Origin of the sequence: Pleionea sp. CnH1-48 (assembly GCF_024124665.1) — a bacterium.
Classification (GTDB): Bacteria; Pseudomonadota; Gammaproteobacteria; order Enterobacterales; family Kangiellaceae; genus JAMXSB01.
Genome location: NZ_JAMXSB010000007.1, coordinates 301,925 through 318,179 on the forward strand (window position 1 = coordinate 301,925; position 16,255 = coordinate 318,179).

General features: G+C 41.1%; 16 protein-coding genes. 3 read left to right on the plus strand and 13 right to left on the minus strand.

Annotated features, from left to right (window positions below):
- Positions 1-66 precede the first annotated feature (66 nt).
- From NH399_RS13290 to NH399_RS13310, 5 genes are all read right to left on the minus strand, one after another.
- Positions 67-405, minus strand: a complete 339-nt coding sequence (locus tag NH399_RS13290; RefSeq protein ID WP_253040813.1) for a hypothetical protein — start codon at positions 403-405, stop codon at positions 67-69.
- A 3-nt stretch (positions 406-408) separates the two neighbouring features.
- Positions 409-6,000: an RHS repeat-associated core domain-containing protein gene (locus tag NH399_RS13295; RefSeq protein ID WP_253040815.1), complete on the minus strand. Its 5,592-nt coding sequence runs from the start codon at positions 5,998-6,000 to the stop codon at positions 409-411.
- Positions 6,001-6,271: 271 nt separating this feature from the next.
- Entirely contained in the window at positions 6,272-6,685 is a 414-nt protein-coding gene (locus NH399_RS13300; RefSeq protein ID WP_253040817.1) for a hypothetical protein, read from the minus strand.
- 21 nt (positions 6,686-6,706) lie between these two features.
- The gene (locus NH399_RS13305; protein WP_253040819.1) at positions 6,707-7,054 is read right to left on the minus strand and encodes an HNH endonuclease; all 348 of its coding nucleotides are present in this window, start codon (positions 7,052-7,054) and stop codon (positions 6,707-6,709) included.
- A gap of 12 nt (positions 7,055-7,066) precedes the next feature.
- Entirely contained in the window at positions 7,067-7,351 is a 285-nt protein-coding gene (locus tag NH399_RS13310) for a hypothetical protein (RefSeq protein ID WP_253040821.1), read from the minus strand.
- 154 nt (positions 7,352-7,505) lie between these two features.
- Between NH399_RS13310 and NH399_RS13315 the strand changes: the two genes are divergently transcribed.
- Entirely contained in the window at positions 7,506-8,042 is a 537-nt protein-coding gene (locus NH399_RS13315) for a hypothetical protein (RefSeq protein WP_253040823.1), read from the plus strand.
- Between the two features lie 58 nt (positions 8,043-8,100).
- On the opposite strand, the gene NH399_RS13320 is transcribed toward NH399_RS13315, so the two are convergent.
- Genes NH399_RS13320 through NH399_RS13355 form a run of 8 tightly spaced genes read right to left on the minus strand, consistent with a single transcriptional unit; the run spans position 8,101 to position 14,377 of the window.
- Positions 8,101-8,532 (minus strand): hypothetical protein, encoded by a 432-nt coding sequence (locus NH399_RS13320; RefSeq protein WP_253040825.1) that lies wholly within the window; start codon positions 8,530-8,532, stop codon positions 8,101-8,103.
- Positions 8,502-9,335: a hypothetical protein gene (locus tag NH399_RS13325; RefSeq protein ID WP_253040827.1), complete on the minus strand. Its 834-nt coding sequence runs from the start codon at positions 9,333-9,335 to the stop codon at positions 8,502-8,504. Before NH399_RS13325 ends, NH399_RS13320 begins: the two co-directional genes overlap by 31 nt.
- 30 nt (positions 9,336-9,365) lie before the next feature.
- Positions 9,366-11,186, minus strand: a complete 1,821-nt coding sequence (locus tag NH399_RS13330; RefSeq protein ID WP_253040829.1) for a DNA polymerase — start codon at positions 11,184-11,186, stop codon at positions 9,366-9,368.
- 42 nt (positions 11,187-11,228) lie between these two features.
- Complete coding sequence (locus NH399_RS13335) at positions 11,229-11,411, minus strand: hypothetical protein (protein WP_253040831.1); 183 nt, start codon at positions 11,409-11,411, stop codon at positions 11,229-11,231.
- Positions 11,412-11,455: 44 nt separating this feature from the next.
- Positions 11,456-13,087: a toprim domain-containing protein gene (locus NH399_RS13340; RefSeq protein ID WP_253040833.1), complete on the minus strand. Its 1,632-nt coding sequence runs from the start codon at positions 13,085-13,087 to the stop codon at positions 11,456-11,458.
- A gap of 14 nt (positions 13,088-13,101) precedes the next feature.
- Positions 13,102-13,434, minus strand: coding sequence for a helix-turn-helix domain-containing protein (locus NH399_RS13345; protein ID WP_253040835.1), 333 nt, complete (start codon positions 13,432-13,434; stop codon positions 13,102-13,104).
- The gene (locus tag NH399_RS13350; protein WP_253040837.1) at positions 13,431-13,778 is read right to left on the minus strand and encodes a RusA family crossover junction endodeoxyribonuclease; all 348 of its coding nucleotides are present in this window, start codon (positions 13,776-13,778) and stop codon (positions 13,431-13,433) included. The genes NH399_RS13345 and NH399_RS13350 overlap by 4 nt, the downstream gene beginning before the upstream one ends.
- Positions 13,778-14,377: a hypothetical protein gene (locus NH399_RS13355; RefSeq protein WP_253040840.1), complete on the minus strand. Its 600-nt coding sequence runs from the start codon at positions 14,375-14,377 to the stop codon at positions 13,778-13,780. Before NH399_RS13355 ends, NH399_RS13350 begins: the two co-directional genes overlap by 1 nt.
- A gap of 789 nt (positions 14,378-15,166) precedes the next feature.
- Here NH399_RS13355 and NH399_RS13360 point away from each other — a divergent pair.
- On the plus strand, positions 15,167-15,613 hold the full coding sequence (locus NH399_RS13360; protein WP_253040842.1) for a hypothetical protein: 447 nt from the start codon (positions 15,167-15,169) through the stop codon (positions 15,611-15,613).
- Positions 15,614-15,699: 86 nt separating this feature from the next.
- The coding region (locus NH399_RS13365) for a BRO family protein (protein ID WP_253040844.1) at positions 15,700-16,255 on the plus strand (556 nt) is incomplete at its 3' end.

Consider the following 16,255-nt stretch of genomic DNA (forward strand, 5'->3'; position numbering starts at 1 on the left):
ACGGGGGCATGATACCTTTCCGAAAACATTTAAAAAGAGCGCAATCCATACGCCCGAAGTGTATATTTATACTTGTCTTTCAATATACCCTCTAAAATAAATAAAGCCCAATGCAAACCACAAGATGGAGAGTGGAAGAATAGCCTTGACACCAATAGCTATAGCTGCAATCGAAATTGAAAGGACTATCAATAATATTTGACATATCTTCTTTTTATTTTCCTGAAAAGCAAGAATAACTCCAAAAGAAAAATATATTAAAGACACACTCATCATACTATAGGAAGTTAAAAGATAGTCCGCGACTCTCTTAATTTGAACCTCATTTAAATGAATTAATGTAATTAAAGCGAAAAGACTAACGAAAGAATAATGCACCCAACGAACTAATCTTAAGTTATTCATAAATTAACACTCACAGTTATTTTTTTCATAGTTTGGTCTTAGAGAATTTGCTAAATGTTCAGTTGCTCCACCAATAAAGCCAGAAGCGACATCTCTGTCAATATCATTTAAATCCTCACGAGGTAGAGGTTTGACTTTAAGTCCTGCTTTTTTTGCCCAGTACTTAGGATTTAGCTTAGTTCTTTTCGGTTGATGCCAGTAAGGAGGATAGAGCTTCTTACCAACTATCGCACCAAATTTCCCCCCCAAGCCAGCGGCAATACCACTAGCACCAGCTTCAAGGTAACTAACGTTATCAAAGCCATTACGTCTTGCTTGTTCAACAATAGACAGAGTACTCGATGCTAGTATTGTTCTGATAACTGATCCACCACCAGAAACAATACCTGCTAATCCTGCATAAAGGCCAGCCCTAATGGCACACCATCCTCGTTTGCCAGAAACAAGTGCTGAAACCAGACCAAAACCGAAGCCAGCTAGCCCTCCAGCAAATTGTGCAGCAGGGATCTCGCCAGTTGGATCAACAAAAGATAACGGACTGTTTTCTACATAAGTATAAGTATTAATCCCAGCAGCTAAGCCAATAGGGTCACTTGTGATATATCGGCCTAACATCGGATCATAATAACGATTCCAGTTATAATGCAGATTTGTCTCACTATCGAAATACTGACCTGTAAATCTCAGGTTGTTTTCAACATCACTTACTAAGATTTCGGCACTACCCCATAAATCATAGTCGGCTTGCCATACAACAAACTGCTGTGAGTCGGTTAATATCTCGGGCGTTCCTATATGCGAGTTATGATAATAATAGATATCGTTGTACTCTAACATAGCTAGAGGCCGCTTATTGAGGTAAATATACTCCTTGGAGATATCTCCTTGCTCTGAAACCTCCGCAATTAATACCCCTTCCTGATTATAAATATAACGAGTGGTTACACCGTTAGCCGTTTTATGAGTTCGCAGACCATTCGCATTGTACTTATAGGTAATGAGATTACTGCTATTCATGGCACTGGCTAAACGGCCAGCGTGATTGTATTCAAACAACCAGCCGCCTTTAGAGCGCATATTTCCTGCGGCATCATAAGAGAATGAAAGGTTGTTGAAATCCGTTAACTTATTGTCATCATGACCATAGTTATAAACTGTGTACTTTGGTTCTTGAGTCGGTGTGAAAGCTAAACGTGAGTTAGATTTTCGCTTTTGATTCACTAACCACTTTTCAAAACGTGAGCTACCTTTGGATAGTTCAACCATGTCTGCTGAAAGCATCCCGCCCGCACAAAGCTGACGCAGGTTTTCACATTCTTCTGGAGAAACAAAAGAGCAAACAGTGTCTAAATCATCACATAGATTTGGGTCAGTGTCGCCGCCGCAATCTTGAATAGTCGGGTCACAACTGGGCGGTTCTTGGCAATCCGGTGCGTTAGGCAGGACGCCGCAAAGTGTCACATCACAATCACCATAGGTACAGTTCTGCTCGGTATCCCAAAAGAGAGCAATACAATCGTCTAAGGTGTTGACTCCGAACACACCTACAGGACAAAACAACTCTTTTGTTCTATTGCCTACAAAGTCATAACCGTAAACCTTAAAGCCGCCTTCAACGTTCAGGCCCTTTATTTGATTACGTTCATCAAACCTAACGTTAACACTGCTTAATGGGTTTAAGTTATCCGTAACGCCGCGCAGATTGCCTGCGGTGGTATAGTCATAGCTTTTGTCAAAGATATTACCGATAGTTGTACTCTGTAGATGGTAGTCTAAGTTGTATTGGTTATTTAAAGCCAAACCATTACCAAATGTCATGGATACCATTGGACCAAATGGCAAGTACTCAATATTGCTCGCAATCTCTTTTGACTCTCCATTACTAAGAAGACTTACAGACTTAACCTGACCTTTATCAAGGTGGTAGTTAACCGTCTTACCGCTTGGGTAAATAACGCCTTCAAGCTGACCAAAAGCGTCATAGAGATAATCAGTAGTAAAGCTTTGACTACCGTCTTTCCAGATGACTTTTGTAATAGCGCCAAAGTCATTATAGAAATACTCAGTTACCCCTGAATCATCTTGAACTTTCGTTAGGCGTCCAATGCCCTGATTCCCGTTTTCAATGCTATCATAACTCAAGGTCACGTTTTCTAAGTTGTTAGGCGTGGTAACAGAAACCAAACGCTTTAAGGCGTCATAGACCATGTGTGACTCTGTTCCGCGAGCATCTTTGATATGAACAACGTTGCCTGCATCATCGTATTGATTTTCGGTAACACCGGTATCTGGACTAGTGCGTGTTAACACTTCACCAAACACGTTATTTTCGAAAACAGTTTCTAATGTGTTCTGAGCGGTGACTTTTAAGAGACTATCATCAGCATCAAAGGTTTGTTTGATTGACTCAGAGGCACTATCGCCAAGCTCGGCTGCACGTCCTAATTCATCCAACCAGAAGCCTTTATAATAACCGTCCGCGTCTTCAAAACCTGTGTAGGTTGTTCGAGACCTACTGATATTAGTCTTACTTGAGTTGCTTGCGGTCACTTCTGTCAGTGCATTAAAGCGATTGTAAGCATACTGTGTTGTAAACTGCTTTGCGCCTAAACTATCTATCAGGTTAACAATGTGAGGGCGGTTTTCTTTATCCGGTGTAATATCAACCTTTTCACCTTGAGCATTCACAATGCTGGTTAGCGCTCCCGATGCTGTGTAGTGATAAGTAAATGATTCGCCGTTTGAAACGACCACCGACTTTAGACGATTAACACCTTCATAAGTGAGTTCTAACGTTCTTAACAATTCGCCTTCACTGCTGGCTTGAGTCAGCTTTTTGATTCGCCCTAAGTCATCATAGACAACAGTAATCACTAAACCGTTGGGGCTTTCAATTCGTCCAACCTTGCCATCTAGCGTGTAGTCAGAAAGGTAAGTTACATGACCTAGAGCGTTAGTAATAGACTTTAGTTGACTGCATGAACTGCTTAAGCCAGCGCAATCATAATAGTTTAAGGTCACTACATCATTAACATCTTTTCTAGGGCCGTCAATTGATACCACTTGATTATTATCATTGTATGTCAAGAATGTAACACGACTTGACTCAATGCCTTGCGCATCTTTCCCTACCTCTCTAACGGCAACAACATTATAACTTGCATCATAGTCGAAGTGCTTAGTTAGCTGACCTCCGTTTGCTAACTTCGGATAGGTAATGCTTTTGATTAGGTCCAACTTATCGTTAACATAATCAAAGACCGTTTTGCGCACCAAAGCTTCATCAACGGATTTAAGCAAACCACTACTGGTATACTCATACTTCGTTGTTATTTGGCGATTGCTTTGCCTCTCGGTCCACGAAATCAAACGACCTTCTGAGTCATACTTGATGACGTCGGTTTGAGTATTTTTCTCACCATCATGAAAGTATATTTGCGAAATCTCACCAAAATTGAAGTTATCATCTGAGTGAAAGAGATAGTTTTCTCTTTTAGCCCAGCCGTTGTTCACTTGATTACTTTGGTACTCAATATAATTTTCTGGGCTTACATACCACGAACTTGAGTTACCATCATAAAAGTATTCTGACTTTTTATCATCAGGGTCGGTAACTGTTATGCGATAATACTCCCACATACCGCTATCGCCTGTTGGGTAGCCAATACCAGTATCAACACCATCTGCTGGCTCTGTCTTAAACTTCCAAGTTCCTTCAAACGGCTTTGTTATCTCAGTGATATACACATCACTATCATATTTTATCGTACTCTTATAGCCCCCCATATCTGTGAGAGAAACAAGGTTTTTATTGGAGTCATATTCAAAGATTGCTTTTCTACCGAAGGGATCAGAGACCTCTTTAACTAAACCACTAGAGTAGTAAGTAATTCTTGATTTGCGTCCTTGTGCATCTTGAATAGTTTTTAACTGAATATTGCTGTTATAACCTAACTTTACTTTATGGCCGTAAATGTCTTTTATTTGTGTCAGCAGTACTTGTTGTGAATGGGTGTTATCAGGAATAGCAAAGGTGTACTGAGTACCATCTAATAAAGTCAACTCGTAATGTGTTGAATGAACTTTTTTCAAAGCTGACTCGGAACCATAAGCTTTAGCAAAACCGCCTTTACCATCAGCAATAAACACCATGCGACGGCCATCGGCCATAAATACCGTTGCCGCTTCGCCAGGATCTTCAACTAAGTACATGCCGTAGCTGAAAGACCATTTATTTCCAAAAGGCTCATACTGTTGAAGAGCTGATTGAGAATTGTAACTAAGTTTTAACTCAATGTTGGGACCATAGGGCGTTTCATACCAAATAGGCGTGTCAGTAGCATATAGATTCATACTAACTTTATTCACTGACCAAACAGGGCAGCCTTTACCACCTGCGGGACACTCGTTCTGCTTTGGTTCGCCTAAATCGGATTCTGGTCGTTGGATTCCACAGCAACCGCCATAGGTCAGCTCTGCATCTAACAAAGACATCGCTTTGCTTTCTAATGAAGCGAGTAACGGAGAATCTTTCTCAGAGAACACTAAAAGTTTACCGTCCCACTCTTGAGAAAACTCTTTTTGTGTTTGAGTAAAACGTCGTTGCTTTTGTTCATCATAGATGGTCACACCTTTATCATTGACCTGTTCGACAATCCAATAATGGCCTAAACCATTCGTAGCGCTTCGGTCGATGTGAGCAATGGCAGGTAGAGGCATGTCTTTAAGCTCATCAGGAGACACATTAAGCGCTTTCATGGCATAACCATAATCACCCGCAAGCTCGCTTAACTCTTTAATACTAAAACCCTTAGCATTATTTGGAAGTAGCGAGCGAACTCTTTTTGCTTCGACAAACTTACCATCACGTTCCAGCAAATCACTAAAGGCTCGGTTTCCGCAATTTGCCAGAGCTTTGCCCTGTGCTTTAAGTTTTGCAATACGGCTTATCCACGTAGCCGCATAGGTTCGTTGACGCCAATCAGAGCCATCTTTCTTAAGCTCCGAAAAAATACCTTGTGCATCGCTCAAGCTGTTTTCCATGACTCGTAAAACAGCTAAACGGCTCTTTGCTTTTTCGGCAACTTTTCGAGCGCCTTCAAAACGATGGTTTTCATACTTCTTTACAATGCGAGAAAAGCGCTCATTGGCCTCACGATAACGGCCATTAAAGCGGGCTTCGCAACCCATATGCAAATCGGCCTCACCCGCCCAGATACCGTTCGGGTACTTCGCTAAGTAATCGCTCATTAAATTAGAAGCGTACTTATAGTTGTGCTGATTCCACTCATCCATCGCTTGAGCAAACGCACTATTTTGAGTGGCTATCGTATCTGTGCTGATACGAGAAAGCGAAAGGGATAATGAGGGGTCGTTAGTATCTACGTTAGGATGTAAAATCCCGCCTAGCTGTCCAGAGGCTTTTACATCATCTATTGAGGGGTTTTGAATATTTCCCACCGCTAAAAGTGAGGGCTTTATTTCACTCTGTCTTTCAGTTAATTTAGATTGACTAAACGCAGAGGGTAGACTTAAAACCGATAACGAACTTATTAATGATAAAGCTAAAATATTTTTCCTATTAAAAAACTTCATTTCTTAATTTCTCCTGAAGTTCCATTTAAAAAAAAGCATCAGAAAATCACAGATAGCGACCTTGCTACAATTATGGACTTCCTGATGTCATGCCAATCGCAACAAAACATCCGGTCTTATTGCTGGGCCGAAATGCTACAGAACGGATAGAGCTTTAAAAAGGAAAATATGCAAATATTTCATAATAAATTCACATAGGAGATATATCTGCGAGCAACTACCTCCAAATGAGATACATCACTTAGTAGTACGTAACTTATTGATAAACTGCCTACTTTTTCAAGCGCTTTTGTAACGTGCTATCAACTATCCCACGAAGCAATGAGCGAAAGCCCAACGTATCAATGAAGAGTCCGGCCATCAAATACCAGTACCATTCCGGCGTCTCTTTTAAGGCTTCAAATCCTTGTTTTACATAAATTTGCATATCAGGGATAAACGATAAAATAATTGGAACGGTCCCAATCACCAATAGATATTCATCTTTCCAGCCTCGTGTTTTCAATGCGACTAAATCAAGATTGATGTCTGCGGCTTCCTGATTTTCTGCACGTCTTATTTTACTTTGAGATTCAGCTTTTAAAACTGCTAACTGTGTCTCTGTTTTGATTTTCTTTACTTCTTGTCTGTGAGAGACCCAGTTAACCAACGGACCTGATAAAACTTCTAATACTTTTAATAACATTCCTTTTATTTTCTCCTTAAGCTACTCCCTAGCTGTTTTATAATCATGACATGGATAACAAAGCGATTGCAGATTGTCAGGACTATCGGTCCCGCCTCGCGCTTTCGGTGTGATATGGTCAACCGTTTGTGCTGCTTGTATGCGACTGACTGCGAAACATATCTGACACAAGTACTTATCACGCGCTAAGATTTCCTTTCTTAGCTTTTGCCACTTTGCACCATAGCCACGTTGTGACGATGTTCCCCGCTCACTTTGCCATTTACCCCAACTTGCTAAGTGTGCATGCTCGCTACAATATCCATGTCTTTCTATCGTTAACTTTGTGCAGCCTCTTTTTCTGCACCCTCTAGGCGCTCGCTGCGGCATTCGTTTGCCTCCTTATTGTTTATTACCTACAGCCCTAACAATCGCGATTTCTTTTTGATTCGTTAAGGCTGTCTTGTGTATTTCTTTTAACTGGCTCTCAGTTTGTGAAAGCCTCTGATTTATTGCGGCTAATCTCGCGGCTGTCTCGATAGACATTTCGCGAGTCTCATCTAACTTGACCGCAATCTGATTTAGTCGCGCGTCCACGTTGCGCGTGTAGTAGGTTGTGAAGCCTTGGAGAATCGTGAAGGTAATCCCCAAGACTGCAACCAGTATTTGTGTTTTATTTTCTTTCATCTTTATCACTTTATTGCTATAACTAACCTAATAAGTACAACCGCAAATCAGTGAAAGCTATTTATTTTTTCTCACAGAACAGAGTCTTAGATGCTAATCATTCAAAATATTCTCAGATAATTTTGACTTAATGACTTAGGTGCTGAATCAGGATATGGAAGCAAAGCAATGTTATAGCTTAATTACCAAATACTATGAAGAGGCTTTAACTGAACTGTTTAGCTCTTTTGGATGCGAGGTTGTAAAATGCAACCAAGAAGTCAGCAACCTAACGTCCGAGCCTTTAGCAAGAATAGATGCAGGTACTTTTGATTTAGAGGTAATACTCATTTTAAATGTGCCCATGACAGTCCTCTCACTCACCTATCCAGTAAGCGGTGAGATAATCAACATAGATGATGAGGCTTTAGAGGACTGGCTCCTTGAGCTATCTAACCTTTTGATTGGAAAAGTGAAGTCAAAATTAATCAACCACAATTGCATTCTTCAACTGGGCCTACCTGATGCTATATTTGGAGGTCACCTGTCTAGCTATCAAGAATCTTCTTATGACACGACAAGAGTTAATTTAGAAGTGGATGGAGAGCTGATTGTAACATATATTGGGGTTGATTTTTTATGTGAACATATTTCTTTTGATGAAGCTAAAGGGGAAAGCACCTATGTAGAGGGTGACCTTGAGCTTTTTTAACAAAGTTGATAGTTCAAAACACAGTAGCCCAACCTCTTTATTGATAAGTACAGCCTCTTTATACTCCCCCAGCAAAATAAATAATCTTATTTGCATCATAACCAATACTTACGCCCGCTTTTCCTCTCCCTTGGCGGGCCTCTGAGATTCTTCTAGCTGCCTTGACTATATTCCCCAAATCAAAATCGTTATTGACCATGCAGCGAATAACATCATTGCAAGTTACGTCTAATGATTCGCCTTTCTGATTCGTAATAGTGAAATCATAATAGCTGGAGGAACCGCCAGAACTTTTAATAGATTCATTCTCGTTAACTCTCACAGACTCAGGATAGCCGTTAATAGTCGTTTCAAACCCGCTTTGCTTCCACTCGCCAGCACCAGAACCCTTTTTAATACAATCATGACAACTATAAACGTCGCAGTTTTTAGATTTACTATAATAGAGACAGCTATCTTTTAAGCTGCCTTCTGTTGTTTCGGTTTCCATAAAATCACTTTCTTATTTTCATTATCCCAATCAGAGGCCCTAAGAATACGCGCCATGCGTGCGTTCAATAGTGCAACCTCTTCGCTCAAATCATTTACCTCGTAGGTACTCAAAACGATTTCCCAAGGATCATCGCAAGGAACCTCACGACGCCTTAACTCCGTTTCACCCTTGCGTTTTCCACTCTTAAGAACATGTTCATAAAGCTCAACTTTTTTCTTACTCATAATCAAACGTAAAGCTGTGGCCATGCCAAAACTTGGTGCACCTTGAAAACCATCTGTAGGATCGCCCGCTATGCACTGCGCATAGAAAAAGTTATCTGCGTCTTGCTCTGTGATTAGCCTTGGTGAAGCGTCTTTATCAGGGTTAAAGAAAAGTCCAGGCACTGTTTGAATATCTTTATCTATCGATACAGCGATTTTTTCATAACCTTGTTTATAGCGTGGCTCCGTCATTAGAATGCCTATAATGTCATCACCTTCCAGTTTAGGACGCATAAAAGATTCGTAATGCTCTGCTAGCATTCTTTTCACTTTCTCAAGTCCTAAAGGTCTTATAGATTCTTTTCGACCGCCTTTGTAATCTCCAAGCTCGTGCCTAAAGTAACCGCTTGGATCACTCCAACAAAACACCACCTCGGCTTTGAGTTTCTCTGCGATTGAGTCAATTTGTTTAGTAGCCGATTCAACAGCTCTTTGTTTATTTATGTGTGCCGTACAAATGCCATCACCCCAATCGCTTAGTTTTTCATGAGCAACCGCCGCTTTCCATGCGAACGGATCACCATCTAAAATTAGCACTCTTTTAATCTTCAATCTCCTTATTAAAATCTAATGTGTTTCAAACCAACTCTTACCAATATTTGAATCCGTAGCTAAAGGACACCTAAACGAAAATATTTTTTCTACATTACTCATGGCGTCTTGACTTAAAATTGATAGATGCTCTGCGACTTTCTTTGTCTTACAAGCAATTTGCAATTCGTCATGCACCCAAGCGCAATAAGCAAAATCACCATCCCATCCGTGTTCTAAGCCTTCATCTATAGCCAGCTTCTCTAACTCCACAATCCACGCCTTACAAATTAACGCACCCGCCGACTGTAAGAGCGTATTAAGCGTCGCATGAGCCGAACGGATATACACAGGGCGACCATCAAGGCCAATAATATAACCACGCTTAGCGGCCTTTGCTACGGCGTCTTTGAGATACTTTAGAGCGGGCACACTATTAAAAAACGTTGCTTTTAGTTTCTTACCAATACTCCTTTGTTTCTTGGCGCTAGAATGAGGTTCAACTATGGAACCCACAAGTTGATCACCAGCGCCGTAACATACGGAGTAAATAAATGTTTTCGCGTGGTCCCTTGAAGGCAACCCCGCCGCTTTCTGATTTACCGTGTGAATGTCACCGTTTAGAATCGTATCGATGTATGCGCCATTGTCCCAGCGACTCATGAAGTGACCTAGACAGCGTAATTCAAGGCCGCTTGCATCTGTCCCTAGCAAAAACCAGCCACTGGGAACCGTCCACAGTTCCCGACACTCACGACCAAAAGGAGCGCGCGCGGAAGGTACTTGTGCCACGTTTGGGTAAGCATGTGTAGCTCTTCCAGTTACTGCACCGTTAGGATTAACTGAGCCGTGAATACGTCCTTGCCTGATTGCTTTTAACCAGCCTTGATTCCCTTCGGCAAGTTGTGCAATACGTTTCTGTAATAAGAATTGCTTAGCAAATAGCTTTGCCTCTTCATAAGGCAATTTAGCAAGTATCGTTTCATCAATCTTAGCTTGGCCGCTTGGTGTGAACTCTCGCGGTTTCCATCCCTTTTGCGTTAACACTCTCTCAATGTGTTGCCTTGAGCTAGGGTTGAAGTCAATCCATTTAATTTTACTGTACTCTGCACCTTTGACAGTCGCTAAGGCATTAGAACCCTTTTTCGGTTTTACTGTGCGCTTTGCCTTTTTGACTTCTTCACACTTCCACCAACCATCAAAGCGCTTTTGAATCTCCCTATCAATATCAGAACGCTTTTGTGATAGACGCGCATAAAGTTTTATCGCTTTTCCTTCATCAAAACAGAATCCGTTTCGTTCTTGTTGAGAAAGCACAAACGCTGCTTGATGCTCCAGACTCAGAGCTTGCCGTGATACCTCCTTGCTTTGTAGTTTTCTCCATAAATCCAAATTGAGCTTTGTATCTTGCGTGCAATACTCTAGCATTTCCTCAGTGAAGTGTTGCCAATCCGTAACCTCTGCAAACTCACCTTTATGATTACCCAAGCGGTAGCCCCAAGCTTTCAATGAGTGGGAGCCTATTAATTTGCTGGGTAACTGAAAACGGCCTCTATGCTTAAAATCGATGTCTTTAATATTCGAATAGATAAGCCTAGAGCTTACAAGGGTATCGTAAATCTCTGAGGTCAGTTTAAGATTGACACCATAAAGCTTTTGAATCACTGGTAAATCAAAGTTGATAATATTATGCCCACTCAAATAAGAGGCCGATTTAAGGTAGTCAATCCCTTGCTCTATCTCGTGCGGCCTAAACTCTCTTATGACGTCCGTGTCAATATCGATTGCGGTGATACAGTGTATTTTCGTTGCGTCAAAATATAGTCCGTTTGTCTCAATGTCGAAGACAAGACGCATTCTCACACCTCCTTTGTTATTTCGTTAATAGGAGATTCATTGTTATTGCAGGGCGTTTAAAATTAACTGTGCATTGATTAATGCGCGACGTGTAACAAAGGGGCTAAGGTCGTTTCGACGTTCCATCAAATAAAGCAAATCTGAAACATCTTTAAGCTCTTTAACTTCTACGTCTGATAGTTCGAACTTAGCGCACTTAGTCACTTCTGTTTCTGTCATATCCATAATAAAAATCTCCTAGTAGATTAATTGTGTGTTGTGTTGATTATTTAAAAGTCTGGTGGGTGCTCGTTAAATGGGTTGCTAAATTCCGTTTCAGCCTCAAACATCTTTCCAGTGTCTGAGTTGTACCCTAATGGGATTGTATGGCCAACAGAGCGACCTGTGAGCCTGTCCTTAAGGCATCTTAAAATTGAGGTGTGTCTATCTTCTTCATCATCGGCCTGTTGATTCCTTTCGATTCCGAACATAAAGAATGACCAAAACCCGATTGCTCGACTTCCTTTAAATTGTCGAATAGTCACGCGCCCGCCTTCCTCGTGAGACTTTCCGTCGGGTGTGGTCAAGTGACTAATGACATGAATCATCGCACCTAATCGATTAGCGATTTCGTACAAACCTTTCATGATTCTTTCAAGTTCGGTGCGTTCGTCTTCCTCGGTCCCTGTTGCCATTGCTGTTAGATGGTCGATAAAAAATCGTTTAACACCTTGACCGATGTAATACAACATTACGCCTTGTATTGATTCCCAATCGGTAACGCCATTCGCATCATAAAGGTGTAAGTTTTCATAAAGTCGCGGGTGTGTTAAAGCGTCTTTCAGCTCGCCAGTCTCCCAGCTTCCATCGGGCAAGTGAAAGCGCTTTCCTTGAGCTTTCCCTGCGGTACGTTTCGCGGCTTCTTCGGGGTTCATCTCCATATAGAACACCGCGCAAGGCTCGTTAAGCTCTATACAGTCATAAGCGATTTGCTGCGTGAAAAAATCCGTTTTTCCAACGCCAGTCCCAGCGCCTAGTGTATAGATTTCGCCGTATCTTCTGCCATAGGTTAACCGCGTGAGTTCATCGCACCACCACGGATCACCTTTAACGGGGGGCGTGAGGCAGGATTCAAGAATATCCGAAATTTTTAAAACGCCTGCGGGTTTGTATTCCTGTGCGTTCCAGATAGCTTTAATCAAGTCGGCTTCACGCCCCGCGAGTAACATATCGTTAGCGTCTTTAAGCGGTAGTTTTGCAAGCTTGATTTTTATGTGGCCTAGCAAATGCTTAGCGCATGACTCTGCACTCGTTTGTCCTGGCTCATCACTGTCAAAGCACAATATGACCTCATCGAATCTCTTTAAATACTCAAGGTTTGCCAGTAAAACTTTAACGGCTGACTGAACACCGTTAGGCAAGCTTACAACGGGATAACGATTGCCTTGTGCTTGGCTCAAAGACAACATATCAATTTCACCCTCGGTTATTACAAGCTTGCGGCCACCTGTCCAGAGGTGCATACCTATAAGCGGCTTACTTGATAAATCACCGATTACTCTAAAGTCCTTATTTGCCAACCTTAACTTTTGAGCAACGAGAGTTCTTTTATCATCATAGATATTACAAATATGAACAGGCTTATCTTGATAGGTTCCGATTGTGTAATTGAATAACTTACACGTAGCCTGATTAATACCTCGCTTGGTTAAGGCTCGGCTTTCTCCCTGTATAGAATCTTTTAACGCTCTGGGCTTCCCTTGCCCTTTTCTAATACTTCCTTGTTGCCCATCTGCGGGCGGTTCTCTGTAATCACAGTCATTACCAAAGCAATGCGCCGAACCGTCTTTATATCGCCCTAGATTGTCCTTAGAGCCACACTTAGGGCAGCTCTCTTTGCGTTCATAGTTTGAAACGTCCATTGTTCACCTATGAATTAATGTAATTGTGACTTAAGTAATTTATTCAGCTTTTCTGATTGCTTTTGTGCGAGTTTAAAATCCGCTCGATGCAATGAGTTGTTGATAGCTAACATTAAAAATTCTGATTCTTGCGACACATTACGAACGAGCGTATAGAGCCTTGTGGTTTTGTCTCGGTTGGTTTTTATATTCCAGCCAAGCCCACGCAGACGCATAATGACATCGTGAAGATTGCGCACGCCTTTGACTTGCAAAGCATATTCTTTATCGATGTAGCCATGTGTTAACAAAGCCTCTCCGACTGTTTTGAGTTGACCTTTAAGATTATTTGTAGAATGTAGAATCATGTCTCTCCTTGATATTCTGATAGATTAAAGTTAAAGCTCTCCTTTCCCTTCTTAACGATTTTCTTTGTGGCAATTATTCTAAATATTTGACGGTCGTTGAATCCGTAACGTTCCGCTAAAGCATCTAAAAATGGTTTAAAGGTGTTATCTAGGTCAGAGTTTCTATTACTCACACCAACAACCACTGATAACACCAGTGGACCTTTAGGCACTTCAATGTCAGGAAGTAGTTTTGAAAACTCTTTTCGAAAGTGCCTATAGTTTGGCGAAAGTACTTTTCTACCTAGATGAATCTGGTTCGTTGAAAAGGGTTTTATATATACGGTCACCCATTCAGTTGTCATCAAAAATCAAAGTCCTCTGCATCGCCGCCCGTAGAGGCACTAAAATGATCCTCTGCGCCATCTTCTGAAAACTCGAACCCATCTACAGCGGTAAAGCCAAAGTCCTCTGCATCGCGCTCGTAAGTGTCTACAAGATTAATTACTTGAACCGCGTAGATTCCTAGAGTAATTCCTTTGTTAGCACCGTTGACATAGCCGCGCATAGTTCCTGCGACTTTGATGATTGAACCACCATAAAGTTTTGCTAGCTCCTTAATGCGTTTTCCTTTCGCATCGTAGAAGACCAGCTTCACAGAATCGCCGTTAATCACACCGCTCTGTTTGAGTTTTACTGTGTAGGTTCCATCCTCGTTCAACTCATACGGCACACGAAACTTAGATGCGTCTTGCTTCTTTCCGGTTTTCTCTGAGACTTGGCTAACGTAGTGTTTTAAGTACTTATCAATCTTATCTCTCAGAGGTTTCGATTCTTCCGCGCTCATCACCAAGTCAACTTTGTAAATACCGTCTGCATCAAACTTAGTATCTAGCTGCGTCAATGATGGATATACGGCACGTCCTGCGCCTGTGGTAAATGGTACGTTTTTGTTGTTGCTCAAATTAAATTCCTTTTTGATTGTTGTTTATGCCTTGCTTAATGTGTTGCGCTCCATGCGCTTTGTGCTGCTATTCTCATAGCGGGTGTAATTTCTTGAGGAACGTAACCAAACTGGTCACGCATGTAGTTGATTAGAAATTGTCGTGTCATCTATAACGCTCCTTGCGTTGCTAAAAGTTGTCCTTGAGACGGTCGCCTCTCTATTCAGTGTTTAGCCACTTCTCAAAGCGCCTAAAATTTAAGCGCCTTTTCACGCGCCTTTCTATCCATAGTTTAGCGACTTCTTTTAGGTGCCTTTATGCCAACTATGAAATGGCTATCTGAAATAGGTCAAAAGTTGAAATAATGGTCATTGCTGTTTGATGTGTAAAACTGGTTATAAAAGATCCGGCTAAGCTCTGAATAAAGAGGCGACCCAATGTTGACTGCTTTTTGTTCGTCATAAGATCCGGCTAATCACTGGATAAAAAGGCTAGTGATTGCTGGCTAAGTTCTATCCAAAAAAAGATGTGGCTAAACTCTGGATAAAGAAAAGAGAAAATCTAAGAGATAATCTTAAAGACATCTTTAAGACAATCTATGAGATCAACTTAAAGATAATCTAAAAGATAGGTTCAAAGGTTATCTTTAGGAATATCTTTAAGCACATCTCTAGGCTCTTTCAAGTGGACGAGAACTAGCCAAAAAAAGATGTCGCTAAACTCTGGATAAAGAGGCGACCTATTTTAGAACCTTAAAGATGTCTACGGGGTGTAGGCCAGAAATAATCAAACAAGGAAAATTTAAATTTATGATTAGTACGATTATCAACTATCAAACATTACCTATCAAAGTTTACAAGTTTAACAATGAGACATGGCTAAGCTTAAAAAACATCGCATTCATAGCCAACATTGAGAAACCTATAGGTGAACTTATAAGATTAGTCCGTTTAACGGATTCAGTGGTTAGTTACACCAATCAAGGTGGTTTAAACACGGACATAGTTATCACAGCATCAGAGGCGCTTGATCTTGTAAAACGTTTTGATCCAGTCAATGCAGCTTACTGTGAGGTATGGCTAGAAAATATCGAAGGTGAGTTAATAGAAGCTCAAGACAAAAGTAGCTTAATGGATTTGCAAAGAGAGGAGCTATTAGAACGTCTTAACAAGAGCCTTGCTCGTGCAGAAGAGCTAAAGCAACAACTAGAGAAAAATCGAACTAAGAGCAAAACAACATTTAACCAAGTGCATTAAGACAGGTTGAAAGGAATCTTTAGGTTGGTCATAAGGTCAACCTTTCAGGAAAGAAACATTAAATACAGAAAAGGAAATTAAAATACATGAACGTAATACCATTTGAATTTGATAATCAGAATATTCGAGTAATTGAGAAAAACGGTGAGCCGTGGTTTGTGGCAAAGGATGTCGCTGAGGCTCTGGGCTATCAAAATACAACCTATGCCGTAAAACTCCACTGTAAGTGCATGAAATTACTTAAAAAGAGTAATTTACGCTTTTTAGAAATTCCCCCAAGAGGTTTACAGATTATTCCTGAGCGTGACGTTTACCGACTTATTATGCGCTCAAAGTTACCCAGTGCAGAACGCTTTGAGGATTGGGTTGTGTCTGAGGTGTTACCAAGTATCCGTAAAACGGGTGGTTATGCTATCGACCCTCATAACATTGACCTTGAGCAAGCCTTAACGATTGCTTTAGATGCAACAAAGGAAAACAAAGAGCTTAAGCACCAAGCACAAATTGATGCGCCAAAGGTCCATGCTTATGATCAGTTGATGGACTGTGAGAACTCGCTAACAGTTTCAGAAGCTGCTAAGGCTTTAGGTATTCGACCACAAAAAGATTTAAGAGATTGGATGTTTGCCAATGGTTGGATCT

What these genes read in the sequence shown, in the direction of transcription:
- NH399_RS13320 (WP_253040825.1), bottom strand. Translation starts at nt 8,532, where the DNA reads ATGGAAACCGAAACAACAGAAGGCAGCTTAAAAGATAGCTGTCTCTAT.
- NH399_RS13305 (WP_253040819.1), bottom strand. Translation starts at nt 7,054, where the DNA reads ATGCCGCAGCGAGCGCCTAGAGGGTGCAGAAAAAGAGGCTGCACAAAG.
- NH399_RS13335 (WP_253040831.1), bottom strand. Translation starts at nt 11,411, where the DNA reads ATGGATATGACAGAAACAGAAGTGACTAAGTGCGCTAAGTTCGAACTA.
- NH399_RS13310 (WP_253040821.1), bottom strand. Translation starts at nt 7,351, where the DNA reads ATGAAAGAAAATAAAACACAAATACTGGTTGCAGTCTTGGGGATTACC.
- NH399_RS13330 (WP_253040829.1), bottom strand. Translation starts at nt 11,186, where the DNA reads ATGCGTCTTGTCTTCGACATTGAGACAAACGGACTATATTTTGACGCA.
- NH399_RS13295 (WP_253040815.1), bottom strand. Translation starts at nt 6,000, where the DNA reads ATGAAGTTTTTTAATAGGAAAAATATTTTAGCTTTATCATTAATAAGT.
- NH399_RS13360 (WP_253040842.1), top strand. Translation starts at nt 15,167, where the DNA reads ATGATTAGTACGATTATCAACTATCAAACATTACCTATCAAAGTTTAC.
- NH399_RS13300 (WP_253040817.1), bottom strand. Translation starts at nt 6,685, where the DNA reads ATGTTATTAAAAGTATTAGAAGTTTTATCAGGTCCGTTGGTTAACTGG.
- NH399_RS13340 (WP_253040833.1), bottom strand. Translation starts at nt 13,087, where the DNA reads ATGGACGTTTCAAACTATGAACGCAAAGAGAGCTGCCCTAAGTGTGGC.
- NH399_RS13350 (WP_253040837.1), bottom strand. Translation starts at nt 13,778, where the DNA reads ATGACAACTGAATGGGTGACCGTATATATAAAACCCTTTTCAACGAAC.
- NH399_RS13315 (WP_253040823.1), top strand. Translation starts at nt 7,506, where the DNA reads ATGGAAGCAAAGCAATGTTATAGCTTAATTACCAAATACTATGAAGAG.
- NH399_RS13345 (WP_253040835.1), bottom strand. Translation starts at nt 13,434, where the DNA reads ATGATTCTACATTCTACAAATAATCTTAAAGGTCAACTCAAAACAGTC.
- NH399_RS13290 (WP_253040813.1), bottom strand. Translation starts at nt 405, where the DNA reads ATGAATAACTTAAGATTAGTTCGTTGGGTGCATTATTCTTTCGTTAGT.